Origin of the sequence: Pseudomonas sp. GW460-12-10-14-TSB1 (assembly GCF_017349775.1) — a bacterium.
Lineage (GTDB): Bacteria > Pseudomonadota > Gammaproteobacteria > Pseudomonadales > Pseudomonadaceae > Aquipseudomonas > Aquipseudomonas piscium.
Map to the genome: position 1 here is coordinate 15,976 of NZ_JACNAC010000028.1, position 26,862 is coordinate 42,837.

At 62.3% G+C, this 26,862-nt stretch carries 27 protein-coding genes; 10 read left to right on the forward strand and 17 right to left on the reverse strand.

All coding sequences use genetic code 11. From position 1 onward, the window contains the following. Nucleotides 1-92: 92 nt before the first annotated feature. The 4 genes from infA to trxB all read right to left on the reverse strand — a co-directional run bounded on the left by infA (nt 93) and on the right by trxB (nt 2,867). Nucleotides 93-311, reverse strand: coding sequence for a translation initiation factor IF-1 (gene infA, locus J4D52_RS17180; protein WP_002553999.1), 219 nt, complete (start codon nt 309-311; stop codon nt 93-95). A gap of 100 nt (nt 312-411) precedes the next feature. Continuing rightward, a complete protein-coding gene (locus J4D52_RS17185) occupies nt 412-1,119 on the reverse strand; it encodes an arginyltransferase (protein ID WP_007929216.1) in 708 nt (235 codons plus the stop codon). Nucleotides 1,120-1,176: 57 nt separating this feature from the next. After that, nucleotides 1,177-1,857: a leucyl/phenylalanyl-tRNA--protein transferase gene (aat, locus tag J4D52_RS17190; RefSeq protein ID WP_063431995.1), complete on the reverse strand. Its 681-nt coding sequence runs from the start codon at nt 1,855-1,857 to the stop codon at nt 1,177-1,179. A 59-nt stretch (nt 1,858-1,916) separates the two neighbouring features. After that, complete coding sequence (gene trxB / locus J4D52_RS17195; protein ID WP_025804693.1) at nt 1,917-2,867, reverse strand: thioredoxin-disulfide reductase; 951 nt, start codon at nt 2,865-2,867, stop codon at nt 1,917-1,919. Nucleotides 2,868-3,185: 318 nt separating this feature from the next. Here trxB and J4D52_RS17200 point away from each other — a divergent pair, with 318 nt between their 5' ends. From J4D52_RS17200 to cysG, 6 genes are all read left to right on the forward strand, one after another. Continuing rightward, entirely contained in the window at nt 3,186-5,594 is a 2,409-nt protein-coding gene (locus J4D52_RS17200) for a DNA translocase FtsK (RefSeq protein WP_081251671.1), read from the forward strand. A 69-nt stretch (nt 5,595-5,663) separates the two neighbouring features. Beyond that, nucleotides 5,664-6,287, forward strand: a complete 624-nt coding sequence (gene lolA, locus J4D52_RS17205; protein WP_007929220.1) for an outer membrane lipoprotein chaperone LolA — start codon at nt 5,664-5,666, stop codon at nt 6,285-6,287. Nucleotides 6,288-6,317: 30 nt separating this feature from the next. After that, nucleotides 6,318-7,643 (forward strand): replication-associated recombination protein A, encoded by a 1,326-nt coding sequence (locus J4D52_RS17210; protein WP_063431989.1) that lies wholly within the window; start codon nt 6,318-6,320, stop codon nt 7,641-7,643. Then, nucleotides 7,640-8,014 (forward strand): fluoride efflux transporter CrcB, encoded by a 375-nt coding sequence (gene crcB / locus J4D52_RS17215; RefSeq protein WP_025804688.1) that lies wholly within the window; start codon nt 7,640-7,642, stop codon nt 8,012-8,014. The genes J4D52_RS17210 and crcB overlap by 4 nt, the downstream gene beginning before the upstream one ends. 16 nt (nt 8,015-8,030) lie before the next feature. Next, a complete protein-coding gene (gene serS / locus J4D52_RS17220) occupies nt 8,031-9,311 on the forward strand; it encodes a serine--tRNA ligase (RefSeq protein WP_063431987.1) in 1,281 nt (426 codons plus the stop codon). Then, nucleotides 9,312-10,706, forward strand: a complete 1,395-nt coding sequence (gene cysG / locus J4D52_RS17225; RefSeq protein WP_025804686.1) for a siroheme synthase CysG — start codon at nt 9,312-9,314, stop codon at nt 10,704-10,706. A 98-nt stretch (nt 10,707-10,804) separates the two neighbouring features. On the opposite strand, the gene J4D52_RS17230 is transcribed toward cysG, so the two are convergent. The 8 genes from J4D52_RS17230 to J4D52_RS17265 all read right to left on the reverse strand — a co-directional run bounded on the left by J4D52_RS17230 (nt 10,805) and on the right by J4D52_RS17265 (nt 15,440). Beyond that, a complete protein-coding gene (locus J4D52_RS17230; RefSeq protein ID WP_063431985.1) occupies nt 10,805-11,812 on the reverse strand; it encodes a glutathione S-transferase family protein in 1,008 nt (335 codons plus the stop codon). An 89-nt stretch (nt 11,813-11,901) separates the two neighbouring features. Then, entirely contained in the window at nt 11,902-12,903 is a 1,002-nt protein-coding gene (locus J4D52_RS17235) for a glycosyl transferase family protein (RefSeq protein WP_063431983.1), read from the reverse strand. Beyond that, nucleotides 12,900-13,235, reverse strand: coding sequence for a TusE/DsrC/DsvC family sulfur relay protein (locus tag J4D52_RS17240; protein WP_025804683.1), 336 nt, complete (start codon nt 13,233-13,235; stop codon nt 12,900-12,902). Before J4D52_RS17240 ends, J4D52_RS17235 begins: the two co-directional genes overlap by 4 nt. Then, on the reverse strand, nt 13,232-13,531 hold the full coding sequence (tusB, locus tag J4D52_RS17245; RefSeq protein WP_053279892.1) for a sulfurtransferase complex subunit TusB: 300 nt from the start codon (nt 13,529-13,531) through the stop codon (nt 13,232-13,234). Before tusB ends, J4D52_RS17240 begins: the two co-directional genes overlap by 4 nt. After that, nucleotides 13,531-13,893: a sulfurtransferase complex subunit TusC gene (gene tusC / locus J4D52_RS17250; RefSeq protein ID WP_063431981.1), complete on the reverse strand. Its 363-nt coding sequence runs from the start codon at nt 13,891-13,893 to the stop codon at nt 13,531-13,533. The genes tusB and tusC overlap by 1 nt, the downstream gene beginning before the upstream one ends. 1 nt (nt 13,894) lies before the next feature. Further along, complete coding sequence (tusD, locus tag J4D52_RS17255) at nt 13,895-14,287, reverse strand: sulfurtransferase complex subunit TusD (RefSeq protein WP_063431979.1); 393 nt, start codon at nt 14,285-14,287, stop codon at nt 13,895-13,897. A gap of 64 nt (nt 14,288-14,351) precedes the next feature. Continuing rightward, entirely contained in the window at nt 14,352-15,056 is a 705-nt protein-coding gene (locus J4D52_RS17260) for a YoaK family protein (RefSeq protein WP_063431977.1), read from the reverse strand. Between the two features lie 51 nt (nt 15,057-15,107). Further along, the gene (locus tag J4D52_RS17265; protein WP_025804678.1) at nt 15,108-15,440 is read right to left on the reverse strand and encodes a DUF6388 family protein; all 333 of its coding nucleotides are present in this window, start codon (nt 15,438-15,440) and stop codon (nt 15,108-15,110) included. Between the two features lie 281 nt (nt 15,441-15,721). On the opposite strand from J4D52_RS17265, the gene J4D52_RS17270 reads away from it, so the two are divergent. Beyond that, nucleotides 15,722-15,970, forward strand: a complete 249-nt coding sequence (locus tag J4D52_RS17270; protein ID WP_025804677.1) for a DUF1652 domain-containing protein — start codon at nt 15,722-15,724, stop codon at nt 15,968-15,970. Nucleotides 15,971-16,053: 83 nt separating this feature from the next. Here the strand turns inward: J4D52_RS17270 and J4D52_RS17275 are convergent, their stop codons facing one another. Further along, nucleotides 16,054-16,290: a DUF6555 family protein gene (locus J4D52_RS17275; protein ID WP_025804676.1), complete on the reverse strand. Its 237-nt coding sequence runs from the start codon at nt 16,288-16,290 to the stop codon at nt 16,054-16,056. Between the two features lie 411 nt (nt 16,291-16,701). On the opposite strand from J4D52_RS17275, the gene J4D52_RS17280 reads away from it, so the two are divergent. The 3 genes from J4D52_RS17280 (at nt 16,702) to J4D52_RS17290 (ending at nt 20,056) form a co-directional block, all read left to right on the forward strand. Next, the gene (locus tag J4D52_RS17280) at nt 16,702-17,037 is read left to right on the forward strand and encodes a hypothetical protein (protein ID WP_025804675.1); all 336 of its coding nucleotides are present in this window, start codon (nt 16,702-16,704) and stop codon (nt 17,035-17,037) included. A gap of 714 nt (nt 17,038-17,751) precedes the next feature. After that, entirely contained in the window at nt 17,752-19,398 is a 1,647-nt protein-coding gene (mqo, locus tag J4D52_RS17285; protein WP_025804674.1) for a malate dehydrogenase (quinone), read from the forward strand. A 259-nt stretch (nt 19,399-19,657) separates the two neighbouring features. Beyond that, a complete protein-coding gene (locus tag J4D52_RS17290) occupies nt 19,658-20,056 on the forward strand; it encodes a hypothetical protein (RefSeq protein ID WP_063431973.1) in 399 nt (132 codons plus the stop codon). Between the two features lie 12 nt (nt 20,057-20,068). Here the strand turns inward: J4D52_RS17290 and J4D52_RS17295 are convergent, their stop codons facing one another. From J4D52_RS17295 to J4D52_RS17310, 4 genes are all read right to left on the reverse strand, one after another. Next, nucleotides 20,069-22,240, reverse strand: a complete 2,172-nt coding sequence (locus J4D52_RS17295; RefSeq protein WP_063431971.1) for a TonB-dependent siderophore receptor — start codon at nt 22,238-22,240, stop codon at nt 20,069-20,071. Between the two features lie 453 nt (nt 22,241-22,693). Continuing rightward, nucleotides 22,694-24,100, reverse strand: a complete 1,407-nt coding sequence (locus tag J4D52_RS17300) for an ATP-binding protein (protein ID WP_102677757.1) — start codon at nt 24,098-24,100, stop codon at nt 22,694-22,696. Then, nucleotides 24,097-25,908 carry a DAHL domain-containing protein gene (locus J4D52_RS17305; protein ID WP_025804669.1) on the reverse strand — a complete coding sequence of 604 codons (1,812 nt, stop codon included), beginning with the start codon at nt 25,906-25,908 and terminating at the stop codon, nt 24,097-24,099. Before J4D52_RS17305 ends, J4D52_RS17300 begins: the two co-directional genes overlap by 4 nt. Beyond that, a complete protein-coding gene (locus J4D52_RS17310) occupies nt 25,905-26,858 on the reverse strand; it encodes a cytochrome-c peroxidase (RefSeq protein WP_063431965.1) in 954 nt (317 codons plus the stop codon). The genes J4D52_RS17305 and J4D52_RS17310 overlap by 4 nt, the downstream gene beginning before the upstream one ends. Between the last annotated feature and the right edge of the window lie 4 nt (nt 26,859-26,862).

Sequence of the window (26,862 nt, forward strand, 5' to 3'; positions counted from 1 at the left end):
CGCCTTTTTTATATCTGTTCTGTAGGCAAGCGGAGTAAATCACAGGCAAACAAAAACGCCCGGCGTGGGCCGGGCGTCTTGTATTGACTTGCTTAGCGAGCGCGGTAAGTGATGCGCCCTTTGCTCAAGTCATAGGGCGTCAGTTCGACGCGCACTTTGTCACCGGTAAGAATACGAATGTAGTTCTTGCGCATCTTGCCGGAGATATGCGCGGTTACGACGTGCCCATTTTCCAACTCCACACGAAACATGGTGTTGGGCAGGGTGTCGACGACAGTGCCTTCCATTTCGAAGCTGTCTTCTTTCGACATGCAGTAAAGCCCTCGGTGTCCAATGAATGGCCCGGTGCAACTGCGCCAGGCAAAAGCGGCGTGCATTGTGCCCGAAAAGTGGGGTTCAAGCCAAGGGCTTCTAGTTCAGGATGACCCATCTCTGGTTAATCAGCAGCTCAATGGGCCGATATTGGGTCTTGTAATTCATCTTTTTGCAGTTCTTGATCCAGTATCCGAGGTAGACCGCGTCCAGACCCAGGCGCAAGGCTTCGCCGATTTGCCACAGAATGGCGTAGCGACCGAGGCTGCGGCGCTCTTCATCGGGTTCGTAGAAGGTGTAGACCGCGGAAAGGCCATTGGGCAGCAGGTCGGTGACGGCCACGGCGAGCAGGCGCCCATCGAGGCGGAACTCATAGAACCTGGAGAAGGGCAAGTCGCGAACCAGAAAGGTCGAGAACTGATCGCGGCTGGGCGGGTACATGTCGCCATCGGCGTGGCGTTGCTCGATATAACGCTGGTAAAGGTCGAAATACTCTTCGCTGAACCCTGGTTTGACAGGCTGGACCTTCAGGTCGGCATTGCGTTTGAGAATGCGTTTTTGCTGACGATTGGGTACAAACTGCGCGGCAGGAATGCGTGCCGGAACACAGGCATTGCAGTTCTGGCAATGCGGCCGGTACAGATGGTCGCCACTGCGACGAAAGCCCATTTCCGACAGATCTGCGTAGACATGCACATCCATGGGCTGGCTAGGGTCGAGGAACAGTGTGGTCGCCTGTTCTTCGGGCAGGTAGCTGCAAGAGTGGGGCTGAGTGGCATAAAACTTCAAACGCGCCAACTCGGTCATGAATCAACCCTCGGGATTAGCTTTGAATTAAGTGTAAGCCACACCGGCAAAACCCGCCTAGGAAACCCATATGGCGCGGCTGGGCTGGTCCAGATGGCGCTGCAGATAGCTGGCGAACTCCTGGCGCGGGATGGCGCGGGCGCCCAGGCTGTGCAGGTGGTCGGTGGGCATCTGGCAATCGATCAGGGCAAAACCCCATGCCTGTAAATGTTGGACCAGCGTGACGAAACCGAATTTCGACGCATTGTCGGCCCGACTGAACATCGATTCGCCGAAAAACAGCTGGCCCATTGCTAATCCATACAGCCCGCCTACCAACGACCCCTGATCCCAGACTTCGACCGAATGGGCATGGCCGCGCTTGTGCAGCTCAAGGTAGGCATTCTGCATCGATTCGGTGATCCAGGTGCCGTCGGCATAGGCCCGTGGCGCCGCGCAGGCGCGGATGACAGCGGCGAAATCCTGGTCGAAGGTGACCTGGTAACGTTGCTGGCGCAGTAGTTTGCCCAGGCTGCGGGATACGTGCAGTTCGTCTGGAAATAACACGGTACGCGGGTCGGGGGACCACCAGAGGATGGGCTGGCCTTCGGAAAACCAGGGAAAGCAGCCGTGGCGATAGGCTTGGATCAGTCGGTCGGCCGACAGGTCACCGCCGGCGGCCAGAAGGCCGTTGGGATCGCGCAGGGCCTTTTCTAGCGGGGGGAACTCGAAGGTGTTGCGTTGTAACCAGGTCAGCATGGCATTCAGACTTGCGGAAGGGGAGGGCGGTGGCGGGCCTGCAAGCGTAGGTCGGGAGGTCAGTTGTCGTCGAGGAATTTCTCCGCATCCAGGGCCGCCATGCAGCCCGCGCCCGCGGAGGTGACGGCCTGGCGATACACGTGGTCGGCTACATCGCCCGCGGCGAATACGCCCTCGATGCCGGTGGCGGTGGCATCGCCTTCGCTGCCGCCTTTGACCAGTAGATAGCCGTCGTGCATTTCCAGCTGGCCCTTGAACAGGTCCGTATTGGGCTTGTGGCCAATGGCGATGAAGACGCCGGCCAGCGCCAATTCCTTGGTCTCTCCGGTCTGGCTGTCGCGCAGACGGGCACCGGTGACGCCGCTGGCATCGCCCAACACTTCGTCGAGATTCTGGTTCCAGTGCAGGCGGATATTGCCCTTGGCGGCTTTGTCGAACAGCTTGTCCTGGAGGATTTTCTCCGCGCGCAGCTTGTCGCGCCGGTGCACCAGGTGCACCTCTTTGGCGATGTTGGAGAGGTACAGGGCTTCCTCCACGGCGGTGTTGCCGCCGCCGACCACGGCAACTACTTGATTGCGATAGAAAAAACCGTCGCAGGTAGCGCAGGCGGATACACCCTTGCCAGCGAAGGCTTCTTCGGAGGGCAGGCCCAGGTACTGGGCCGATGCGCCGGTGGCGATGATCAGCGCGTCACAGCTATAGACGCCGCTGTCGCCCTTGAGGATAAAGGGCCGCTGCTGCAACTCCGCGGTATGGATGTGGTCGTAGACGATCTCGGTGTCGAAGCGTTCAGCGTGTTTTTGCATGCGTTCCATCAGCACCGGGCCGGTCAGGCCTTCGACATCGCCAGGCCAATTGTCGACCTCGACGGTGGTGGTCAACTGACCGCCGGCTTGCAGGCCGGTGATGACGGTCGGTTTGAGGTTGGCGCGGGCGGCATAAACGGCAGCGCTGTAACCGGCAGGGCCGGAGCCCAGGATGATCAGGCGTGAATGCTTCGCTTCGGTCATAAAAACACCTCATAAGCCTTTGTCACAAAAGAGAATGCATGCTCAAATTGAATACTGCGTAAAGTGTTCCTGACTTATGCTACACCCAGTATTGAGCAGCGTGGCACGGCGCTTACAAACCCGTACAATGCGGGTTTGCACGCCCATATGGAATACATCGGCATTGCACGCGGCAGCTCTTACAGTTTCGCAATGCGTGGGCAGAATGTTAAAAGTAGCCCCAGTTACGCTCGTCAACTTTTTTACCTGCCTGGATTGGGCAGTATTTTTTAGTCGATCAACAGTTGGACGCGCCCATGGCGCAGGAAAAGACGCGTTTTGAAGAAATCCACCGCAGCACCTAAAACAGTAGTCCCACTCTGGCGCCAGCATTTGCACTACCGGCTCAAGGAAGGTGCGTTGATCGCCATTGGGGCCTTGTGCCTGTTCCTGATGATGGCATTGCTGACATATGGCAAAGACGATCCGGGCTGGAGTCATAACAGCAAGATCGAAGATGTGCAGAACTTCGGTGGTCCTGCCGGTTCTTACAGCGCCGATATCCTGTTTATGGTGTTGGGTTACTTCGCCTATATCTTCCCGTTGTTATTGGCGATCAAGACTTATCAGATCTTCCGTCAACGCCATGAGCCATGGCAGTGGAGTGGCTGGCTGTTTTCCTGGCGCCTGATCGGCCTGGTGTTCCTGGTGCTGTCCGGTGCCGCGTTGGCGCATATCCATTTCCATGCGGCGACCGGCCTGCCGGCCGGCGCGGGCGGGGCGCTGGGCGAAAGCCTGGGCGACCTGGCCAAGAACGCGCTGAACATCCAGGGCAGTACCCTGATGTTTATCGCGCTGTTCCTGTTCGGCCTGACTGTTTTTACCGATCTTTCCTGGTTCAAGGTCATGGACGTGACCGGCAAGATCACCCTCGACCTGTTCGAGCTGTTCCAGGGCGCCGCCAATCGCTGGTGGGCTGCGCGTACCGAGCGCAAGCAACTGGTCGCCCAGTTGCGCGAAGTGGATGCCCGGGTCGACGAAGTGGTCGCCCCGACCGTGACCGACAAACGTGAGCAGGCCAAGGTCAAGGAGCGCCTGATCGAGCGCGAGCAGGCCCTGAGCAAGCACATGTCCGACCGTGAGAAACAGGTCCCGCCGGTGATCGCCCCGGCCCCGGTAAAAGCGCCCGAGCCAAGCAAGCGCGTGCAGAAAGAGAAACAGGTTCCGCTGTTCATCGACAGCGCGGTCGAAGGCACCTTGCCGCCTATTTCGATTCTCGATCCGGCGGAAAAGAAACAGCTCAACTATTCCCCCGAGTCGCTGGCCGCCGTCGGCCATTTGCTGGAGATCAAGCTCAAAGAGTTCGGGGTCGAGGTGGCGGTGGACTCCATCCATCCGGGCCCGGTGATTACCCGCTACGAAATTCAGCCGGCCGCCGGTGTGAAAGTCAGCCGTATCGCCAACCTGGCCAAGGACCTGGCGCGTTCGCTGGCGGTGACCAGCGTGCGGGTAGTGGAAGTGATTCCCGGCAAGACCACCGTGGGTATCGAGATCCCCAACGAAGACCGGCAGATCGTGCGCTTCTCCGAAGTGCTGTCGACTCCGGAATACGACAACTTCAAATCCCCGGTCACCCTGGCCCTGGGCCACGATATCGGCGGCAAGCCGATCATCACCGACCTGGCGAAAATGCCTCACCTGCTGGTGGCCGGTACTACCGGTTCCGGTAAGTCGGTGGGTGTGAACGCGATGATCCTGTCGATCCTGTTCAAGTCCGGCCCGGAAGACGCCAAGCTGATCATGATCGACCCGAAGATGCTCGAGCTGTCAATCTACGAAGGCATCCCGCATCTGCTGTGCCCGGTGGTGACCGACATGAAGGACGCCGCCAACGCCCTGCGCTGGAGCGTGGCCGAGATGGAGCGGCGCTACAAGCTGATGGCGAAGATGGGCGTGCGTAACCTGTCGGGCTTCAACGCCAAGGTTAAAGAAGCGATCGAGGCCGGTACGCCGTTGACCGACCCGCTGTACAACCGCGAAAGCATCCACGACGAAGCGCCGCTGCTGACCAAGCTGCCGACCATCGTCGTGGTGGTCGACGAATTCGCCGACATGATGATGATCGTCGGCAAGAAGGTCGAAGAACTGATCGCGCGGATCGCCCAGAAAGCCCGTGCCGCGGGGATCCACCTGATCCTGGCGACCCAGCGTCCGTCGGTGGACGTGATCACCGGCCTGATCAAGGCCAACATTCCGACCCGCATGGCGTTCCAGGTATCGAGCAAGATCGACTCCCGGACCATCATCGACCAGGGCGGCGCCGAACAGCTGCTGGGCCACGGTGACATGCTCTACATGCCGCCGGGTACCAGCTTGCCGATCCGTGTCCATGGCGCCTTCGTCTCCGACGATGAAGTGCACCGGGTGGTGGAAGCCTGGAAACTGCGTGGCGCGCCGGAGTACAACGACGACATCCTCAACGGTGTCGAAGAGGCCGGTAGCGGCTTCGACGGCGGCGGTGGCGGTGGCGACGGTGACGACGCCGAGACTGACGCGCTGTACGACGAAGCGGTGCAGTTCGTCCTCGAGAGCCGCCGGGCGTCGATTTCCGCGGTTCAGCGCAAGCTCAAGATCGGCTACAACCGTGCGGCCCGCATGATCGAAGCCATGGAAATGGCCGGTGTGGTGACCGCCATGAACACCAACGGCTCTCGCGAAGTGATAGCGCCGGGTCCGATGCGCGACTGAACAATGACCCGACACAGGCGGCGCGACCCTGCGCCGCCGGTTTTTTCCACGAATCTAATGAGGACTCCCATGCGTCTTATCCGCATGTTGCTGGTACCGGTACTGGCTTTAACGACGCTGTCGGCCCATGCCGATCAGAAAGACGTGGCGCGCCTGACCCAGTTGCTCGAAAAGTCCCAGACCCTGACCGCGCGCTTCTCGCAGCTGACCCTCGACGGCAGCGGCACCCAGCTGCAGGAAACCGCTGGCGACATGGCGCTGAAGCGCCCGGGCCTGTTCTACTGGCACACCGATGCGCCGCAGGAGCAACTGATGGTCTCCGACGGCAAGAAGGTTTCCCTGTGGGACCCGGACCTGGAGCAGGTCACCATCAAGACCCTGGACCAGCGCCTGACCCAGACCCCGGCCCTGTTGCTGTCGGGTGACGTGTCGAAAATCAGCGAAAGCTTCGACATCAGCGCCAAGGAAGCCGGTGGCGTGGTCGACTTCATCCTCAAGCCGAAAACCAAGGACACCCTGTTCGACAGCCTGCGCCTGTCGTTCCGCAACGGCCTGGTGAATGACATGCAACTGATCGACAGCGTTGGCCAGCGCACCAATATCCTGTTCACTGGGGTCAAGGCCAACGAGCCGATCGCCGCCTCCAAGTTCAAGTTCGACATCCCCAAGGGTGCCGACGTGATTCAAGAATAAGTCGACGCCAAGAGGTTTCAATCGTCCGCCATGGATCTGTTTCGCAGTGACCCGATCGCCCAACCCCTGGCCGCGCGCTTGCGCCCGGCCAACCTGGACGAGTACGTCGGTCAGGAACATGTGCTCGCCCGCGGCAAGCCTCTGCGCGAAGCGCTGGAGCAGGGGGCCCTGCACTCGATGATCTTCTGGGGGCCGCCGGGCGTGGGCAAGACCACCCTGGCGCGGCTGCTGGCGAAAGTCTCGGATGCGCACTTCGAAACGGTCTCGGCTGTACTGGCCGGGGTCAAGGAGATCCGCCAGGCGGTGGAAATCGCCAAGCAACAGGCGGCCCAGTACGGGCGCCGGACCATCCTGTTCGTCGACGAAGTGCACCGCTTCAACAAGTCCCAGCAGGATGCCTTCCTGCCCTATGTCGAAGACGGCACCCTGATTTTCATCGGCGCGACCACCGAGAACCCGTCCTTCGAGCTGAACAACGCACTCTTGTCCCGGGCCCGGGTGTATGTGCTCAAGAGTCTCGACGAGGCGGCGCTGCACAAGCTGGTGCAGCGTGCGTTGAGCGAAGAGCGCGGGCTGGGCAAGCGCCAACTGAGCCTCAGCGACGAAGGCTTCCAGATGCTCCTGGCGGCGGCGGACGGCGATGGCCGGCGGCTGCTCAACCTGCTGGAGAACGCCTCCGATCTCGCCGAAGACGGCACGCAAATCGGTGTCGAGCTGCTGCAGAGCCTGCTGGGCGATACCCGTCGGCGTTTCGACAAGGGCGGCGAAGCCTTCTACGACCAGATATCGGCGCTGCACAAGTCGGTCCGTGGTTCCAACCCGGACGGCGCCCTGTACTGGTTCGCGCGGATGCTCGACGGCGGTTGCGACCCGTTGTACCTGGCGCGGCGCGTGGTGCGCATGGCCAGCGAAGACATCGGCAACGCCGATCCACGGGCGCTGAGCCTGTGCCTGGCCGCCTGGGACGTGCAGGAGCGGCTGGGCAGCCCCGAAGGCGAGCTGGCAGTGGCCCAGGCCATCACCTACCTGGCCTGCGCGCCGAAAAGCAACGCCGTGTACATGGGCTTCAAGGCTGCCATGCGTAGCGCCGCCGAACATGGTTCGCTGGAAGTGCCGCTGCACCTGCGCAATGCGCCGACCAAATTGATGAAGCAGCTGGGCTACGGCGACGAGTACCGTTATGCCCACGATGAGCCGGATGCCTACGCAGCCGGCGAAGACTATTTTCCCGAGGCGCTGGAGCCGCAGCCGTTCTATCAACCGGTGCCCCGTGGCCTGGAGTTGAAGATCGGCGAGAAGCTCAAGCATCTGGCGGAGCTTGACCGGGCCAGCCCCAAGCAGCGGAGAAAACCGTGATCCCATTGATCCTTGCCGTCTCGGTGGGCGGTATTGCCGGCACCCTGTTGCGCTTTGCCACCGGCAATTGGATCAGCGCCAATTGGCCGCGGCACTTCTATACCGCGACGCTGGCCGTTAATATCGTGGGCTGCCTGCTGATCGGCGTGCTGTACGGCCTGTTTCTGATACGCCCGGAGGTGCCCATCGAGGTGCGCGCCGGGTTGATGGTGGGCTTCCTTGGCGGCCTGACGACTTTTTCATCCTTTTCACTGGATACGGTGCGTCTGCTGGAAAGCGGACAGGTACCGCTGGCCCTGGGCTATGCGGCCATCAGCGTATTCGGCGGGCTGCTCGCGACCTGGGCCGGCCTGTCCCTGACCAAACTTTGATAAACGAGAGACCGACATGCTCGATTCCAAACTGTTACGTAGCAACCTTCAGGACGTAGCGGACCGCCTGGCATCCCGTGGCTTTGCCCTGGATGTAGCACGCATCGAAGCGCTGGAAGAACAGCGCAAGACCGTCCAGACCCGCACCGAACAACTGCAGGCCGAACGTAACGCGCGCTCCAAGTCCATCGGTCAGGCCAAGCAGCGCGGCGAAGACATCGCGCCGCTGATGGCTGACGTCGAGCGCATGGGGAACGAGCTGACTTCTGGCAAGGTCGAGCTGGAAAGCATCCAGACCGAGCTGGACTCGATCCTGCAGGGCATCCCGAACCTGCCTCACGAGTCGGTGCCGGTTGGCGACGACGAAGAGGGCAACGTCGAAGTGCGCCGCTGGGGCACGCCGACGGCGTTCGGCTTCCCGATCCTGGACCACGTCGCCCTGGGCGAAAAACACGGCTGGCTGGACTTCGAGACCGCGGCCAAGCTGTCGGGCGCGCGTTTTGCCCTGCTGCGCGGACCGATCGCCCGCCTGCACCGCGCCCTGGCGCAGTTCATGATCAACCTGCACACCAGCGAGCACGGTTACGAAGAGGCCTACACCCCTTACCTGGTGCAGGCGCCGGCGTTGGTGGGTACCGGCCAGTTGCCGAAGTTCGAAGAAGACCTGTTCAAGATCAGCCGCGAAAACGAAGCCGATCTGTACCTGATCCCGACCGCCGAAGTGTCGCTGACCAATATCGTGGCCGGCGAGATTCTCGATTCGAAGCAGCTGCCGATCAAGTTCGTCGCCCACACCCCGTGCTTCCGCAGCGAAGCCGGTTCGTCGGGCCGCGACACCCGCGGCATGATCCGTCAGCACCAGTTCGACAAGGTCGAGATGGTCCAGATCGTCGAGCCATCGACCTCGATGGAAGCCCTGGAAGGCCTGACCGCTAACGCCGAGAAAGTCCTGCAATTGCTGGAACTGCCTTACCGCACCCTGGCGCTGTGCACCGGCGACATGGGCTTCAGCGCGGTCAAGACCTACGACCTGGAAGTGTGGATCCCGAGCCAGGACAAGTACCGCGAAATTTCGTCGTGCTCCAACTGCGGCGACTTCCAGGCCCGTCGCATGCAGGCGCGCTTCCGCAACCCGGAAACCGGCAAGCCGGAGCTGGTGCATACCCTGAACGGTTCCGGCCTGGCGGTCGGTCGTACCCTGGTGGCGGTGCTGGAGAACTACCAGCAGGCCGACGGTTCGATCCGTGTGCCTGAGGTGCTCAAGCCTTACATGGGCGGCCTCGAGGTCATCGGCTAAATGGAATTTCTGCCGCTGTTTCATAACCTGCGCGGCAGTCGTGTGTTGGTGGTCGGCGGCGGGGAGATTGCCTTGCGCAAATCCCGCCTGCTGGCCGACGCCGGTGCGCTGCTGCGGGTAGTTGCACCTGAAGTGGAGCCACAGTTGCGCGAGCTGGTCACGGCCAGCGGCGGCGAATGCCTATTGCGCGGTTATCTCGAGGCGGACCTGGACGGCTGCGGGCTGATCATCGCCGCCACCGACGACGAACCGCTCAATGCCCAGGTCTCCACCGATGCTCATCGGCGCTGTGTGCCGGTCAACGTGGTGGACGCGCCGGCCCTGTGCAGCGTGATCTTCCCGGCGATCGTCGACCGTTCGCCGTTGGTGATCGCCGTCTCCAGTGGCGGCGATGCGCCGGTGCTGGCGCGCCTGATCCGGGCCAAGTTGGAAACCTGGATTCCCTCGACCTACGGTCAACTGGCCGGCCTGGCCGCGCGTTTTCGCAATCAGGTCAAAGGCCTGTTTCCGGACGTGCAGCAGCGTCGTGCTTTCTGGGAAGACGTGTTCCAGGGCCCCATCGCCGACCGGCAGCTGGCCGGGCAGGGCGATGAGGCCGAGCGTTTGCTACAGGCCAAGATCGCCGGCGAAGCGCCCCATGCGCCGGGCGAGGTGTATCTGGTGGGGGCCGGGCCGGGCGATCCGGACCTGCTGACCTTCCGTGCCCTGCGCCTGATGCAGCAAGCTGATGTGGTGCTCTACGACCGTCTGGTGGCACCGGCGATTCTCGAGCTGTGCCGGCGCGATGCCGAGCGGGTGTATGTCGGCAAGCGCCGCGCCGATCATGCCTTGCCCCAGGAGCAGATCAACCAGCAACTGGTGGACCTGGCCAAGCAGGGCAAGCGCGTGCTGCGTCTGAAGGGCGGCGATCCGTTCATCTTCGGCCGTGGCGGCGAAGAGATCGAAGAGCTGGCGGCCCATGGCATTCCGTTCCAGGTGGTGCCGGGGATTACCGCGGCCAGCGGCTGCGCGGCCTATGCCGGGATTCCGCTGACCCACCGTGACTACGCGCAGTCCGTGCGTTTCGTCACCGGGCACCTGAAGGATGGCACCACCGATCTGCCCTGGGCCGACCTGGTCGCGCCTGCACAGACCCTGGTGTTCTACATGGGCCTGGTGGGCCTGCCGGTGATCTGCGAACAACTGATCCAGCATGGCCGTTCGGCGGATACGCCGGCCGCCTTGATCCAGCAGGGCACGACCTCCAACCAGCGGGTGTTCACCGGCACCCTGGCGGACCTGCCGAAGCTGGTGGCGGAGCATGAAGTGCATGCGCCGACCCTGGTGATCGTCGGCGAAGTGGTGCAGCTTCGCGAGAAGCTCGCCTGGTTCGAAGGCGCGCAGTCGCAGGTCTGAACAGCATCGCGGGCAATCTCACTCCTGCACAGAAAATCTCTTCTGTAGGAGCGAGGCTTGCCCGCGATGGCGATCTCAAGAGTGATCGCTCTCCTGAGTTATTGCTTGTTGCCTTGCCAAACCCCACGCCCGCTCAAACGCTCGCGATCATGCGCCGCATCGAAGTCCTGCGCCGGTCCTTTCGGCACGACGCCGGTCGGGTTGATGGTGCGGTGGCTGGCGTAGTAGTGCCCCTTGATATGGGCAAAATCCACGGTTTCGGCAATCCCCGGCCACTGATACAGCTCCCGCAGCCAGTTCGACAGGTTCGGATAATCGGCGATCCGCCGCAGGTTGCACTTGAAGTGACCGTAATACACCGCGTCGAAGCGGATCAGCGTGGTGAACAGGCGAATGTCCGCTTCCGTCAGGTATTCGCCGGCCAGGTAGCGTTGGCTGCCCAGGCGCTGTTCCAGCCAGTCGAGTTCGGCGAACACATCGTCGAAGGCCGCTTCGTAGGCTTGTTGCGAAGTGGCGAAGCCGGCGCGATACACGCCATTGTTCACCGCCGGATAGATGCGCGCGTTCAGTTCGTCGATTTCGCGGCGTAGCGGCTCCGGATAGAAGTCCAGGCCGTTGCCGCTCAGGTCATCGAAGGCGCTGTTGAACATGCGGATGATTTCCGCCGATTCGTTGCTGACGATGCGTTTCTGCTGTTTGTCCCAGAGCACGGGCACGGTGACGCGGCCGGTGTAGTCGCGGGTATCGGCGGTGTAGCGCTGATGCAGGAAATCCAGGTGATCCAGTTTGTCGCCGCTGGAGCCCAGGGCCCGGTCGAAAGTCCAGCCTTGTTCCAGCATCAGCCAGCTGACCACAGACACGTCGACCAGACTTTCCAGGCCCTTGAGCTTGCGCAGGATCAGCGTGCGGTGCGCCCAGGGGCAGGCCAGGGAAACGTACAGATGATAACGCCCGGCTTCCGCACGAAAGCCGCCTTCGCCGCTTGGGCCCGGCTTGCCATCGGCGGTCACCCAGTTGCGGCGTTGCGCCTGTTCGCGCTGGAAGGCACCGTCTTTGCTGCTTTCGTACCACTGGTCGTGCCAGCGTCCTTCAATCAGCAGGCCCATGAAAAAACTCCTCGGTCAGTGTGCATTGGTGTGCAGTCTAATCCGAGGAGTTCGAACGAATTACGCAAAAGTCGGGCGGTTATGATCGGCTAAATCGATCTGTCGCGAGCGTCCCAGTATTGCCGAGCCTGCTCGAACGCCTGTTCCCGAGGCATGCCGAGCCCGCGCAGGGCCAGGGCCATGGTGGCGATCAGCGCCAGTTGCGGGTAGCTGTCCTGCACATCGCCGCGCCAGACGGCTTTCAGGTGCTCGGGGTCGAGGCTGGCCGGTTTTACATGGCGCTGCTCGGACAGCGCCGGCCATTCCTCATCCCAGCTGACGCCGCCGGTGGTGCCGTACAGGTGGCTGGCGCTGTCCGGGTTGATCTCGATTTCGCCGCCGTCGCCCTTGATCACGATGACGTTGTCCCCCAGCAGGCCGCTGGCATCGCGGTGCACGCCCTGATAGCCGGGGTGGAAGATGCTTTGCAGGCCGCAGCGCGCGCCCAGCGGGTTGAGGATGCGCGCCAGGGAGTGGATCGGCGAGCGCAGGCCCAGGGTGTTGCGCAGGTCGATCATGCGTTGCAGCTGGGGCGCCCAGTCGCCCAGGGGGATAAAGGCCAGGTTGCCCTGGTCCAGTGCGGTAGCGACTGCCTGCCAGTCACGGCACAGCGGGATCTGCAACTGCTCCAGCAATTGCTCGGTGTACAGCCGGCCGGCGGTATGGGCGCCACCGCCGTGCAGCAGGATGCGCACGCCGTTTTGCGCCAGGCACTTGGCGGCCAGCAGGAACCAGGGCAGGTGGCGCTTTTTGCCGGCATAGCTGGGCCAGTCCAGGTCGACCTTGATCGGCGGCGCCTGCAGGCGCTGGCGCAGGGCTTCGGTAAAGCCCGCCAGCTCCTCGGGGCTTTCTTCCTTGTGCCGCAACAGCATCAGGAAGGCGCCGAGCTGGGTGTCCTCGACCTTGTCGTCGAGCAGCATGCCCATGGCTTCGTGGGCTTCTTCACGGGTGAGGCTGCGGGCACCGCGTTTGCCTTTGCCGAGAATGCGCACGAACTGCGCGAAAGGATGCTCGGCGGGCGTTTCGGTGGTCAGCGTGGCGAAATCGGTCATAGGCAATTGGTCGGCTTGGGCAGGCCCGCCAGCTTGGCGGCAAGTTTGGCGGGAGTGCCTTTGAACAGTCGGTTCAGGTGCAGGCTGTTGCCCTTGTCCGGGCCCAGCTTCAAGGCGGTGTATTTGATCAGGGGGCGGGTCGCGGGCGACAGCTGGAACTCTTGATAGAAGCCGCGCAGCAGCTCGAGGATTTCCCAGTGCTCGGGGGTCAGTTCGATCTGTTCCGCCGCGGCCAGGGCGTCGGCCACCTCGCTGGACCAGTCGCCCAGTTCCACCAGGTAGCCGTCCTTGTCCAGGGCGATGGCGCGTTCGCCGACAGTCAGTGCGTTCATAACCAGCTGTTGACCTTGTCGTAGTGGATCGACAGTGCGACGAACGCCGGGTAGTCGACACTGGTGGCCCAGGCCGGAACTTCCAGGCCGCGGGCCTGGTGGTCTTCCGCCAGGACGTAGAGCGCCAGCGCCTCGCCGCGTGCCTGCAGGGCTGCCAGCGGCGCGCTGCCAGGCTGTAGGGCATACACCGCGTCGCCACACAGGAGGATGGCATCCTGCGGGCCGAGCAGGCGCAGGCAACTGGTCAGCCGGGAGTCGGTGAAGGGCGAGTGGGACAGCACGTGCAAGGTCGACATCAGAGGGTGATCACCTGGTCAAAACGGTCAATAAGCGCGCCGAGTTCGGCCGGGGCCAGGACCTGCACCTCGTCCAGGTTCAGCGTAGCCGGTTCCAGGCCGCGTTCCGTCACGCTGGCGCCGCAGGCGAACACCTGCTCCACACCAAACAGCGACAGCGCCTGCAGATTGGCGCTGAGGTCCTTTTGCTGCACGGCAGCGGCTTGCTGCCCGGGGGCCAGCTGAAACACGCCGTCGTCGAGAAACAGCAGGCCGATCGGCAGGTCGAAGGCGCCGCCCGCCAGCACGATATCCAGGGCTTCGCGGGCGCCAGGACCGGACCAGGGCGCCTGGCGGCTGATAATCAGCAGGGATTGCGCCATTTCATGGCCCTCCAAAACAGATCAGGCGGTCGGCCGCCTGTACGGCGTCGTGCAACTGGCCGAGCCCGGAAAGCTCCCAGGGTGCGCTCAGGTTGACGGCCGGGCGCTGGTAGCGCGCGGCTTCCTCCTGGTCCAACACCCCGCGGCGCAGGGCCGCGGCAATGCACACCACGCCGTCGAGCTGGTGCTCGCTGACGAAGGTCCGCCATTGCGCGGGCAGGTCCAGTTCGTCCTGCGGGGTGACGATGTTGTCCGATGCGCTGTGCACGCCATCCTGATAGAAAAACAGCCGCACGATCTCGTGGCCTCCGGCCAGCGCCGCCTGGGCGAATGCCAGGGCGCGGCGCGAGGAGGGCGCGTGAGCGGCGGAAAAAAGGGCAATGGCGAACTTCATGAATAACTCTGTCTGCAAACCTGGGGCCATGATAAAGCTTTATGCCGGGCCCGGCGAAGTGGCTTTAGCGCGGCATATAGCCCAGTTGCCAGCGATGGGGGATCTTCAGCGACAACAGCCCTAGCAGCGCCGACAGCAGGCCGCTGACGAACAGGGCCGCGAGGCCGAGATGCTGCTCCAGAACGGCGCCCAGAACGGCGCCGGCGAACATGCCGCTCCAGGGCACCAGCTGCACGCGCCAGCCATTGCGCCGTTCGCCGAGCATCCAGCGGCCCAGGCCGCGGCCAAAGCGTGACAGGGCACCGGTGACATAGGTCAAGCCCACGGGCAGCCCGTTCACTTCCTCGACGGCGGCATTGAGCATGCCCATGGCGATGATCGCGGCCAGCAAGGCCGGCAGCTGTTGTTCAAATGGCCAGGCGGCCGCCGCGCACAACAGCGTGGCAATGCACAGCAGCAACGGCAGGGCCCGGCGGCCACCGAAGCGGCTGACGACTATGCCCAGGGCGTTGCCGGCGATGAAGGTGGCCACCAGCAACAGCAGATGCAGGGTCAGGGCCAGGTTGGCATCGCTGATGGCGACGGCCAGGCGCGTGGTGTTGCCGCTCATGAAGGAGACGAAGTCTCCGGTGGCCATGAAGCCGATGGCGTCGGTCATGCCGGCCAGCACTGACAGGCTGGCGACCAGGCACAGGCCTATGCGGCCGCGCCATTTCTCACGACGCAGCAGGCCCGGGTTAGTACGGAGGCTGGTGGAAGAGGGCAACATCAGCGTTGACTCATGGTGACAGTGATCCTTTATCGAAGGCCCGAGCTGTGCTCAATCGCGCGGCAGGCCGTGTAGCTCGCAATACTCGGCCCAGGGCATGCCGGCCATTTCCGCCACTTCCCGGTGCACTTCGAGCCGCCGCGCGGCGAATTCTTCCGCGCTCTGCGCGGTCAGTTGCAGGCTCAGTTCCCAGGCAAACAGGCCCTGACGTTCCGCCTCGGCCTCGAAGGCTTCGTGCAGCCGCTCGGCGCGGTATTGTTCCTGGGTTTCGCCCCTGGCCTGGGCGGCCAGGGGGTTGAGGTGATCGAGTGCTTCACGAAGCTCCGGGCGCGCCGCGAGAAACTTCTGCAGGGCCACTTCATGCGGGTGTTCGGGTGCGGCCATCGTCGATCCTGGATGGAATTGGGGGAAGCGTTTCGGCTTGGCAAGGTGCACAAGCCCCGCGACCATAGCGCCTGGCCGGTCCAGCGTCAAAATGCGCTCGGCCGGCACTGCCGCGACTGAAGGTCAGGGTGGTGCTCGCGCCGTGCCACTGAGCGGATTGGCCTGGCAAAAATGCGTGCTGGATAACACTTTGCAGTGAATGCCTTGGTATGAGCTGCGTTCTTGTGACCTATTCTCAAGGGGCACTCTCTCCAAGTGGTCCCGCCAAGGAGGAATTTCCCATGCTCTCGATGGACGAGCTTTGCCAGATCCTGGAGTCCGGTTTCCTGCCGCTTTCCTGCACCTGCAGCGTCAACCTCGACGGCTCCCTGGCGATCAAGGTTTTCGAACCGCAAAGCGGGCGGATCGATCTGTTCATTACCAGGGTCTCGACCGAGCATCTCACCAGTGTTCGGGCGGTGGCCAATTTTATCGGTGAGTTGCGGACTGAAATCAGGGCGGGGCGTCGGGCATTTGCCGGCGGTTTCTAGCTGTTGTGCAAGTGGATCATTGGACAGGTTGAGCGCTTCCTTGCGCGAGTGTCGGACGTCTGAGCTGTGCGGGGGAGGCAGGGCTAGGTCTTTTCAGACAGCTCTCTCCAGTTCGCCAGCGTGACGCCGCTGCGCTCGGCGAATCTCTGCATGGTGCGGTAGGTCCCGCCGCAGGGGGTGTCGTGGGTAATCAGGCACCCGGAATGCAGGAAGGCCAGATACCAGGTGTCGCTGTCGCTCAATCGCACGCCCTGGTAAGTGAAGGTCCTTTGCGAACCTGCGAAACAGTAGCGAATCTCGAAAGTCTTGATGATGTTCATCGCCGCGTCCTTTGGGCTTTGGGGGTGCTGGCGATTCAAGATATTCCCAAAAGAACCTGTTGGCTTGCACCGCTCATCCGAACTGTAGGAACAGTCGCCGTGTGCTCCTCAAATGCCTCGCCGCATTGTCCTGCATCCCATGGCGCCCGGCTGAAACCGCGCTCAATAGGTGCCATGAACCAGGGCGCAGGAAGTTGTGCAGACGGCAGGCAGCGGGAATTTTCCGCCAACCGCCGCCGTGGACAAACTGTTATTTGCCTGTTCGGGGACGTGACGGGGTTAAGGTTTTTTGACAGATATCAGGTGATGATCGCCGGTCGGGGATACCGTTCGGCGAAAGAGGCAGGTGTTGCTAACGATCGGCGCGGGCAAATGGTACATTTCTCGATTTTTTAAGGATGAGGAAGACATATGCGAGTTTGGCTAGGGGCGTCGCTGATGGGACTGTTGGCCGGGTGTTCGTTACCCACGGCTTTGGCACCGGGCAAGCCGAATGTCAGTGAGCTGACTGGCAAAACGCCGAAAGACTATGCGCAGTGTGTCTTTCCGGCCTGGCAGCGGGAGACGCCCAGGACCATCCAGTCCGATATCTCCAATGGCTATCGGATCACCGCTCCTGGCAGCCTGGCGTCGGATGAGGTCGTGGAAGTGGTGAAGTCGAAGAACGGCAGCCTGGTCTCGCTCTACCAGGGAACACCCTGGGCCAAGTCCGCCGTGCTGAAAAAGGCGGTACATGATTGTCTGTAGGCCGCTTCATGCCTTGGGTGAAGGGTTTGTCAAAGTGACAGCCCGTTGCCGTTGAATCGCGCGACTCCATCCACAGGAAAGCCCTGGCCGTTCAAGGGCTTTTTTTGTGCCTGGTATTCGCCGGATCTTGTCCTGGGCGCTCACTTTGCTTTTATTCAGGCAAATTCTTGAATCATCAAGGTACTTTTCTGCATAAAAACAGGACAAATCCGACAGTTTTTTTGACGGCCTTATCCGTCCAGTAGACAATGGCGCGTTAGCCACCACCCATGATGGCCATTATGTCCGTTTTCAGCAGGAGGGCTGCCAGGGTTGGGGGCGATCCCTGTGTGCGATACCCATGGCCTTGCCGCTGTCAGGCGGTGATCGAGGGTGTTGGCAGCAGGCCGATCGTGATACCGGGTGTTGTTGATTCACTCCTTTGGTTACACCCGACTAGTCTCTCTGTGGGAATGTGGTTTTAGCGGGCGTTTCGGACCGTCGATCGATGCTGTCCGAAGGCGTCCCAACAAAATAGTGTCACTCAAGTAGCTGAAGCCAATAGCGAATAAGAAGTCAGCGCAGGAGCGACATATAAACTGAGGTCGATAGTGTCATGTCGGCCTTGTGTGCCCACCCTTCAGTTCTTCTGAGTACGGGAACCCATGGCGGTGCCGGGGCGACTGATGATCGAGAATGGGGGGGCGGATGGCGTTCTATCGTAGGAACTACTGTATGTTGAAAAAAGTGAACACGGCCCTGCTGGGCTTGGCGATGACGATGGGGCTCAGCTCCGCGTACGCCGCCGAGACCAAGAAAGTGGATGTGCTGCTCATCGGTGGCGGCATCATGAGTTCGACCCTGGGTGTCTGGCTCAATGAGCTGGAGCCGGGCTGGTCGATGGAAATGGTCGAGCGCCTCGACGGCGTTGCCGAAGAAAGCTCGAACGGCTGGAACAACGCCGGTACCGGTCACTCTGCCCTGGCGGAACTGAACTACACCCCGGAAAACAAGGACGGCAAGGTCGAGATCGCCAAGGCGATCGAGATCAACGAAGCCTTCCAGATTTCCCGCCAGTTCTGGTCGTGGCAAGTCAAGAACAATGTCCTGAAGGACCCGCGTTCGTTCATCAACTCCACTCCGCACATGAGCTTCGTGTGGGGCGATGACAACATCAAGTTCCTGAAGAAGCGCTACGAAGCGCTGCAGGCGAGCCCGCTGTTCGCCGGCATGCAGTACTCCGAAGACCCGGAGCAGATCAAGAAGTGGGTCCCGCTGATGATGGAAGGGCGCGATCCGAAGCAGAAGATCGCCGCCACCTGGTCGCCGCTCGGCACCGACGTGAACTTCGGCGAGATCACTCGCCAGTTCGTTGGCCACCTGAAAGCCCAGCCGAACTTCTCGCTCAAGCTGTCGAGCGAAGTGGAAGACATCAAGCGTAACGAAGATGGCTCCTGGCGCGTGGTGTACAAGAACCTGAAAGACGGTACTGAAACCCAGACCGACGCCAAGTTCGTGTTCATCGGCGCGGGCGGCGGTGCCCTGCACCTGCTGCAGAAGTCGGGCATCCCTGAAGCCCAGGAATATGCCGGTTTCCCTGTGGGCGGCTCGTTCCTGGTGACCGAGAACCCGACGATCGCCGAGCAGCACCTGGCGAAGGCCTACGGCAAGGCGTCGGTCGGCGCTCCACCGATGTCGGTTCCGCACCTGGACACCCGCGTGCTGGACGGCAAGCGCGTGATCCTGTTTGGCCCGTTCGCGACCTTCTCCACCAAGTTCCTCAAGGAAGGTTCGTACCTCGACCTGCTGACCACTACCACTACTCACAACATCTGGCCTATGACCAAGGTCGGCATCAAGGAGTACCCGCTGGTCGAGTACCTCGCCGGCCAGCTGATGCTGTCGGATGAAGACCGCCTGAATGCCCTGAAAGAGTACTTCCCTAACGCCAAGGCTGAAGACTGGCGTCTGTGGCAGGCCGGCCAGCGCGTGCAGATCATCAAGCGCGACGAGCAACTGGGTGGCGTGCTGAAACTGGGCACCGAGATCGTCAGCGCCAAGGACGGCAGCATTGCCGGCCTGCTGGGTGCTTCGCCAGGTGCTTCGACCGCCGCGCCGATCATGCTCAGCGTGTTGGAGAAGGTCTTCAAGGACAAGGTCGCGACTCCTGCCTGGCAGGCGAAGCTGCACCAGATCGTGCCGAGCTACGGTACCCAGCTCAACGGCAGTCCTGAGCGTGTCGCTCAAGAGTGGGCCTACACCAGCGAAGTGCTGCAATTGACTCCGCCTCCGGCCATCGGTCAGACCGTTGCTCCTCAGCAGCCGGCTGGCGACAAGCCGAAAGCGCAAGAGAGCAACCCGTCGGCTGACATGGCTCTGTAATACCCGGCTGCGCCCGACCCGGTCGAGTGCAGCCAATACCCGGAACCCGCTGTCCGTTCCAGGTTAAAAAAAACGCCGCTCCCAGGAGCGGCGTTTTTGTTTGTGTGGCGGGCTCAAGAGCCTTTGCCCTCGCGTCCTGCGATCCTGCCTTGCGCCCATGGCGTATTTCTAACCGAAACATTCAGGTCACGCCTGCCCGGGAACTATTGCCGGGAAATCCCTTTCCATAAGCTCGACGCAATGATGCCTGGAGAAGGCGATGTTCAGAGCTGGCTCGTTAATCTCGATCGTCTCGATTCTGCTGTCGATCCCGCTGGATGCCAACGCCGCGCCTGGCACGCAGGCCAACGCCCGGTACTCCAACGACCATGCGAATTGGGATCGTCTTCCCGTGGTCAACTACTACCAGGTGAAGACGCTGTTGCAGGCTTCGAAGCGGGACTGGAGCACGGCTGCGGCCTTGCCTGCCGATGCCAGGCAGAGCCTGCGCCGGGGCAGGACGTTGCCCAGGCAGCAGTCGCGACGCTTGAGCCCCAGACTGGTCCAGCAGTTGCCGCGTTATGACGGCTACCAATGGTGGCGTGCGGGCTCCGATCTGCTGCTGGTCAGGACCTCGAATCAGATGATCTTCGACGTCCTGGTCGATGCCTTCCAGTAGGGCAGGCCCCGATCAGAAATTGATCGAGGCACTCAAGCGCGCGGTCAGGGGCGCGCCCTGGAACAGGTAGCCATCGCCCATGTACTCACCGGCATCGCGCCAGTAGCGCTTGTCGAACAGGTTGTCCACAGTCAGCCGGAACACGGTGTCGTAACCGTCGATGCGGGTGCTGTAACGACTGCCGATGTTGAACACGGCATAGCTGCCGGTCTGCACTTCGCCCTCGCGGTTGGCGTACTTGCGACCGCTGTACTGCACCCCGCCGAGCAACGCCAGGCCGTCGAACCAGGGCAGGGCGTAGTCGCCATAGAGGCTGGCGCGCAGGGTCGGCACGTTGAGCGCCTGGTGACCTTCATACTCCGGGGTGTCGCTGCCGGTGACCCGCGCGCGGATCGCCGCGACGCTGGCCGAGACCTGCAGGCGTTGCGTGGCCCAGCCATTGGCCGAGAGTTCCAGACCGGTGTTCTTCTGTTCGCCCTGCTGGGTGAAGGTAAAGGTGCCGTCGCCATTCGGCCGGGAATACTGGTAGGCCTGGCGGATCTGGAACAGCGCCGCGGCCAGGCTGATGCGCTGCCAGTCGTATTTGATGCCGGCCTCGATCTGCCGCGACACGGTAGGCGCGAGGATTTCAAAGGCATTGCTGGCGAACCACGGCGCTTCGCCGCCCAGGGACAGGCCCTTGCTGTAGCGGGTGTACAGCGCCAGGTTCTGCACCGGCTTGTAGATCAGCGCGGCCTGGGGCAGGAACACATAACGCTGGGTGTGGCGCGTGGTGTCGCCCTGGCTGTCGAAGGTTTCCTCGTCCAGGCGTACTTCACGCCCGCCGAGAACGGTCTGCCAGTGTTCGTTGAAGCTGATCCGGTCGTTGAAGAACAACCCGTACTGGCGGCTGTCCAGGCGGCGGTAGGAGTCGTTGAGCGGGCCGCCGTAACGGGCGAAATCCGCTGGCTCACCCTTGATATTGGCACTGCCGATCATCTGGTTGATCGGGTCGCGCTTGTCCACCACGCGGCGGAACGCGCTGGTCCCGACGCTGAGTTCGTGACCCAGGCCGCCGGTGTCGAAGCTGCCACTGAGGACTGCCTGCACTTCATCGTTGCGCCGGGTATCGTCGGGGCTGCGGAAGTCGTAGATGTCGTAGTCGCCCTCGGGGCTGAAGTAGTTGCCGACGCCGCAATCCGAGCTGCATCCGCCCCAGGCGAATGAGCTGTAGTCGTCGATCACCACCCGGCTGCGCGAGGCGCTGAGGTTGCCTTTCCACTGATCGTTGAAGCGGTATTCGAAGTTGCCGTTGAGGTTCAGCGCGTCGGTGCTGACCGGCTTCGAACCGCTCTGGTGCGCCAGGAGCTTTTTCGGCGAGGCGTGGTGCGGCAGGCTGGAGCCGCCGAGCAATTGATAACCCGGGGCCGAGCGCTGTTCCTTGGTCTGGTACTCGACATCCAGCTGCAGCAGGGCGTCGGGGCTGATGTTCCAGTCGAAAGCCAGGGAAGCGAAGTCGCGCTGGCCATTGGTGTGTTCGACGTAGGAGTGGATGTCTTCGTGGGCCAGGTTGGCGCGCAGCCCGAACTGCTGTTCGCTGCCGAACCAGCCGCCGACGTCGGTGGCCACATAGCCGCTGCCGCGATCGTCGGTGGAGACCGTGACCGAGCGTACGTCGGTGGGGCGCTTGGTCACGTAGTTGATCAGCCCGCCGGGTTCGCTGACGCCGCTCTGCAGGCCGTTCAACCCCTTGAGCAACTCCACCTGCTGCTTGTTTTCCAGGCCGACGTTCTGCTCGCCGGTGATGCTGCGGCCGTTGACCCGGTAGCTGCTGGCGGCGTTCAGGGAGAAACCGCGCACCGTGAAGTTCTCGTAGTAGCCGACCGGCGCATAGCTTTCGCCTACCGAGGCGTCGTTTTTCAGCACCTCGCTGAGCAGGCGGGCCTGCTGGTCCTTGATCAAGGCTTCGTTGATCACCGCAATCGAGGCTGGCGTATCGAGCAGAGGAGCCGATTCGAAACCGCCGACCGCGGCGCTGCCGGCCTGATAGCCGGAACGGTCTTCGCCGGTCACGGTCAGCGCCGGCAGTTCGGTTTCGGCGGCCTGGGTCATGGGCGCGGCACCGGCCAGCAGCAGGCCCAGCAGATTGCGCGCGAACCGCGGGGCGGGCAGCCCCTGGCGGGAAACCCGGTAAAGCATATCCATGAAAAGCTCCTCGACGATGGCGATCCCGGACCGGGCGAATACCAGGCACAGAGGCCCAGGCGCGCTCGGGAAAGCGTCGTGCTGTTTAAGACGGGGGAAGCGCTGTGTGCCCTGAAGGCGTCAGACCGGATTTGCTCCGGTGGTCATTGGCAAGACGAAATCCGCGACCCATTCTTGAAGCGCGCCATCATACAAGAGATCGGGCCAGCGGCATGCACAGTCCCTGTAGGCGCGAGGCTTGCCCGCGATGGGGGCTTGCCTGACCCATCGCGCTGCCAGGATCGCCCGCAAGCTTGGCTCCTACAGAGGCAGTGGTGTCATCGAGAATGCGGCATGTTCCGGGAGAGTGATGTAGGAGCGAGGCTTGCCCGCGGTGGGGGCCTGCCTGACCCAGCGCGTCGCCTGGATCGCCGGCAAGCCTGGCTCCTACGGAAGCAGTGGTGGGCCGGGTGTTCAGCCGGCCTTTCGGCTCTGATGCACCGGAAGCTCGACGCGGAAGGTGGTGCCGACACCGACCTCGCTGCGCACCGAGATGTCGCCGCGGTGTTTCTTGACGATGCCGTAGGACAGCGACAGCCCCAACCCCGTGCCCTGGCCCACGGGTTTGGTGGTGAAAAACGGGTCGAAGATTTTCTGCAGGCTGTCCGGCGGGATGCCCGAGCCGTTGTCGGCCACTTCGATCCACACGTTTTCGCCCTCGACGCCGTTGCGCAGGGTGATGGTGCCCCGTTGGTTACCCATGGCCTGGGCGGCGTTGACGATCAGGTTCATCACCACCTGGTTGATCTGCGAAGGCAGGCACTCGATCTCTGGCAACTCGGTGTATTCCTTGACCACGTCGGCCTTGTACTTGATCTCGGCGGCGACGATGTTCAGGGTCGAGTCGATGCCCTGTTGCAGGTCCGTCCATTGCCATTCCTGGGTCGAGTCGACCCGGGAAAAGTCCTTGAGGTCCCTGACGATCTGGCTGACCCGGTCGATGCCGTCCTTGGACTCCTTGATCAGCAGGGGGATGTCCTCGAGGAGGAAATCCAGCTCGATGTCCATGCGCAGTTGTTTCAGCTGATCGCGCAGCTCGCTGGCAGCGACCCCGTCTTCGGCGCTGACGTAGGCCTGGAGCATCTCCTGCAGGTGCTTGAAGTAGTTGTCCAGGGCGCCGAGGTTGGAGGAAATGAAGCCGATCGGGTTGTTGATTTCATGGGCGACCCCGGCGGCCAACTGGCCCAGGGAGGCGAGCTTTTCCGATTGCACCAGCTGGCTTTCCAGCAGCTTGCGTTCGTCGATCTCCCGTTGCAGCGCGGCACTGGCCTGCGTGAGCGCCAGGGTACGTTGCTCCACCCGCTCTTCCAGCTCGCTCATCTGCAACTGCGCCCGCAAGGTCATTTCCCATTTGGTGGTGAGGGTGTTGGCCATCTGCTGGACTTCGATATTGTCGAAGGGCTTTTTCAGGATCAGCAGGCGGTCATGACCGTTCAGTCGATCGAGCAACTCGTCCCAGGAGTAGTCGGAGTAGGCGGTGCACACCACCACCTGCAGCAACGGATCGTGCTTCCACAACTCTTCGATGGTTTGCGCGCCATCCCAGCCATCGGGCATGCGCATGTCGACGAAGGCCAGGGCGTAGGGCTGGCCCTTGCTCGCCGCCTCCAGCAGCTTGTCCAGGCCTTCCTGGCCACCGTAGGCCGAGTCCAGTTCGAACACCGTGGCGGTGGTTTTCGGCGCGTTGCCGAACAGCGCGCTTTCCATCGCATCGAGGTCGGCGCTGTCGCCGGTCTTGGGGGTGAGGATCTTGCGGAAGTCGTCGTGGATCGCAGGGGTGTCGTCGATCAGCAGGACGCGCCGGTTTATCGGGTTGTTCATGGCTCACCTTCGGCGGCTATCAGGGGGATCTGCAGGACGAACAGCGCACCTTTGCCCGGACCGTCGCTGTGGGCGGTCAGGTGGCCATTCATCTCGATGGCCGCCAGCGCGCAACTGTGCAGGCCGAACCCATGGCCTTCCTTGCGGGTGGTGAAACCGTGGGCAAAGATGCGGGTCATGTTTTCCGGGGCTATGCCTTCGCCTTCGTCGCGTACGCTGATCTGCAGGGTCTCGCCGTCGACCACCGCTGCCGCCAGGGTCATGTTGCGCGTCTGATTGGACAGGTCGGACATGGCGTACTTGGCGTTGCTGATCAGGTTGATCAGGATCAGCAGCAGGCGGTGCTTGTCGCCCATGATCCGCGGCACATCGCTGTACTCCTTGAGCACCGTCACATGGTGGCGGGTGAGGGCGCCGGAGTTCATGCGCAATGCGTCTTCGAGCAGTTCGCTGACCGACAGTGGTTCCAGCAGGCTGCTGGCGCCTGCATAGGATTGCTGGGTGGCAACGATGTCCTTGATGTGATCGACGCTTTTGCTCAGTTGGGTCAGCTCCTCGGTCATGCCTTGCTGTTCCAGGTCGATGGCCTCGACCAGCTGGTTCAGGTAGCCGGGCAGCAACTTGCCCTTTTCGTCCTCGGTGAGAAAGCGGCCCAGGTCCTGCTTGTGCTCGTTGATCAACTGCATCGCCTTGCCCAGCCCCTGGGCCTTGCTGTTGCGCAGCTTGCGGCTGACCAGGTCGGCGGAGATGTTTACGCTGTTGAGCACGTTGCCGACGTTGTGCAGGACGTTGGTGGCGATTTCCGCCATGCCCGCCTGGCGGGCGGTGTCGAGCAGCTCGCTCTGGGTATCCTTGAGCTGGCGTGTGCGTTCTTCGACCCTTTGCTCGAGTTCGTCGTTGGCGGCCACCAGGGCCCGGTTCATCTGGTTGATCTCGGCAAAACTGCGGATCAGGCGAATACCCAGCCAGATCAGCAGCAGCACCAGCAGCGAGGAAAACAGCAGCAGGTAGAAATGGTACTTCTGGTCAACGGCCTCGGCCTGCTGCTGGTCGCGGTTGAGCAGGATGGTGATGTCGTCCAGGCGTTCGGCGACCGGTACCACTTCGATTTCCTCGAGCAGATGGTTGACCTTGGGTTGCTCGCGCAGGATCAGCTCGACGTGGTTGCTGAGGGTATCGATCAGGCCATGGAACTCAGTGGGCAAGCGCTCCTTGTTGACCGCCAGCTTGTTCAGGCCCACCAGGATATCCGCGGCCCTGTCGGCGGAGGTGACCTGGGCGAACTCCAGGCTGCTGAGCAACAGATCGTAGGTATCGGTGGCGATGTTCTGCAGTTGCAATTTGTCCGCGTCGCGCATTTTCGCCAGTTCCTGCTGGATGTCGTCCTCGGCGGTCGGCAGGAAGGCCAGGGAGTTGCGCAGCACGGAGTTGTGCGACTTGAACTGTTCCACCAGCCGGGTTTTTTCCTTCATCGCGTTCAGATAGCCGTCATGGGCGTTGCGCCACAGCGGCGAATCGTTGCGCTGGTTCTGCGCCTCCATCGAGTCGAAATCCAGCCACAGGCGCGTCATCTCGCTCAGCGGTGAAACCAGCGGGTCGTAGTTGTGGGTGATGGCCACCCTGGCCTTGAGTATTTCGTTCTCCCACAGCGAGTTCTGCTGCTTGATCTGGCGGATCAGGTCGCGGGACTCGGTGTAGGTCACGGTCTGGTCGGATCTGGATTTGAGGTAGAGGAACAGCAGGATTGAAGCCAGCAGGACCGCGAGGGCGGACAACAGCAGGATGCTCACGCGACGGGATACTTTCATAAGGGTTTGCCTTGCCACTCGCCGGTCAGGGTGTTGAGGAATTTGACGATCAGGCGTTTGTCTTCCTCGGACGGCGTACGTCCCAACTGGTACTTGAACATCACCGCCACGGCGCCTTCGAGGGTGGCTTGCGAGCCGTCGTGGAAGTACGGCGCGGTGACTGCGACGTTACGCAGGCTCGGCACCTTGAACACATAACGGTCTTCTTCTTCGCCCGTGACGTTGAACCGCCCCAGGTCCGCCTCGGTGGGATTGCCCCGGGCCGCGAAGTAGTCGCCGAGCACGCCGAACTTCTGGAACATGTTGCCGCCGATATTCACCCCCTGGTGACAGGCAATGCAGCCGTATTCCTGGAAGCGCTGGTAGCCGTACTTTTCCTCTATGTCGAGGATCTCGGTGTTGCCCGCCAGGTATTGGTCGAAGCGCGAGTTGGCGCTGAGCAGGGTGCGTTCGTAGTCGGCCAGGGCGCCCTGGATATTGCTCTGGGTCACGGCGTCGGGGTAGGCGTCGGCGAAGGCGCTGCGATAGACCGGGTCGTCGGCGATGCGCTGCACCGCGACTTTCCAGTCGCTGCCCATTTCACTGGGGCTCTGCACCACGATATGCACCTGGTCTTCCAGGGTTTCGACCCGACCGTCCCAGAACTGGTGGAAGTTCAGGCTGGCATTGAACACGCTCGGGGTGTTGACCGCCACGGGCTTGCCATCGAAACCCAGGGAGTGCGGGACGGTATCGGCGCCGCCCTGATCGAGGCGATGGCAACTGGCGCACGACAGGCTGTTATTCACCGACAGGCGCGGATCGTTGAACAAGCGTCGTCCCAGTTCGACCCGTTTGCTGTCCAGCGCCGGCGCCGCGGGGAGGGGTTTGAGCGGCCCTTCCAATGGCGCGGCCCCGGCGCCTGGAGCGAGCAGCAGGCTGGCCGAAAGGAGCAGTGCGAGTGACGACATGGTC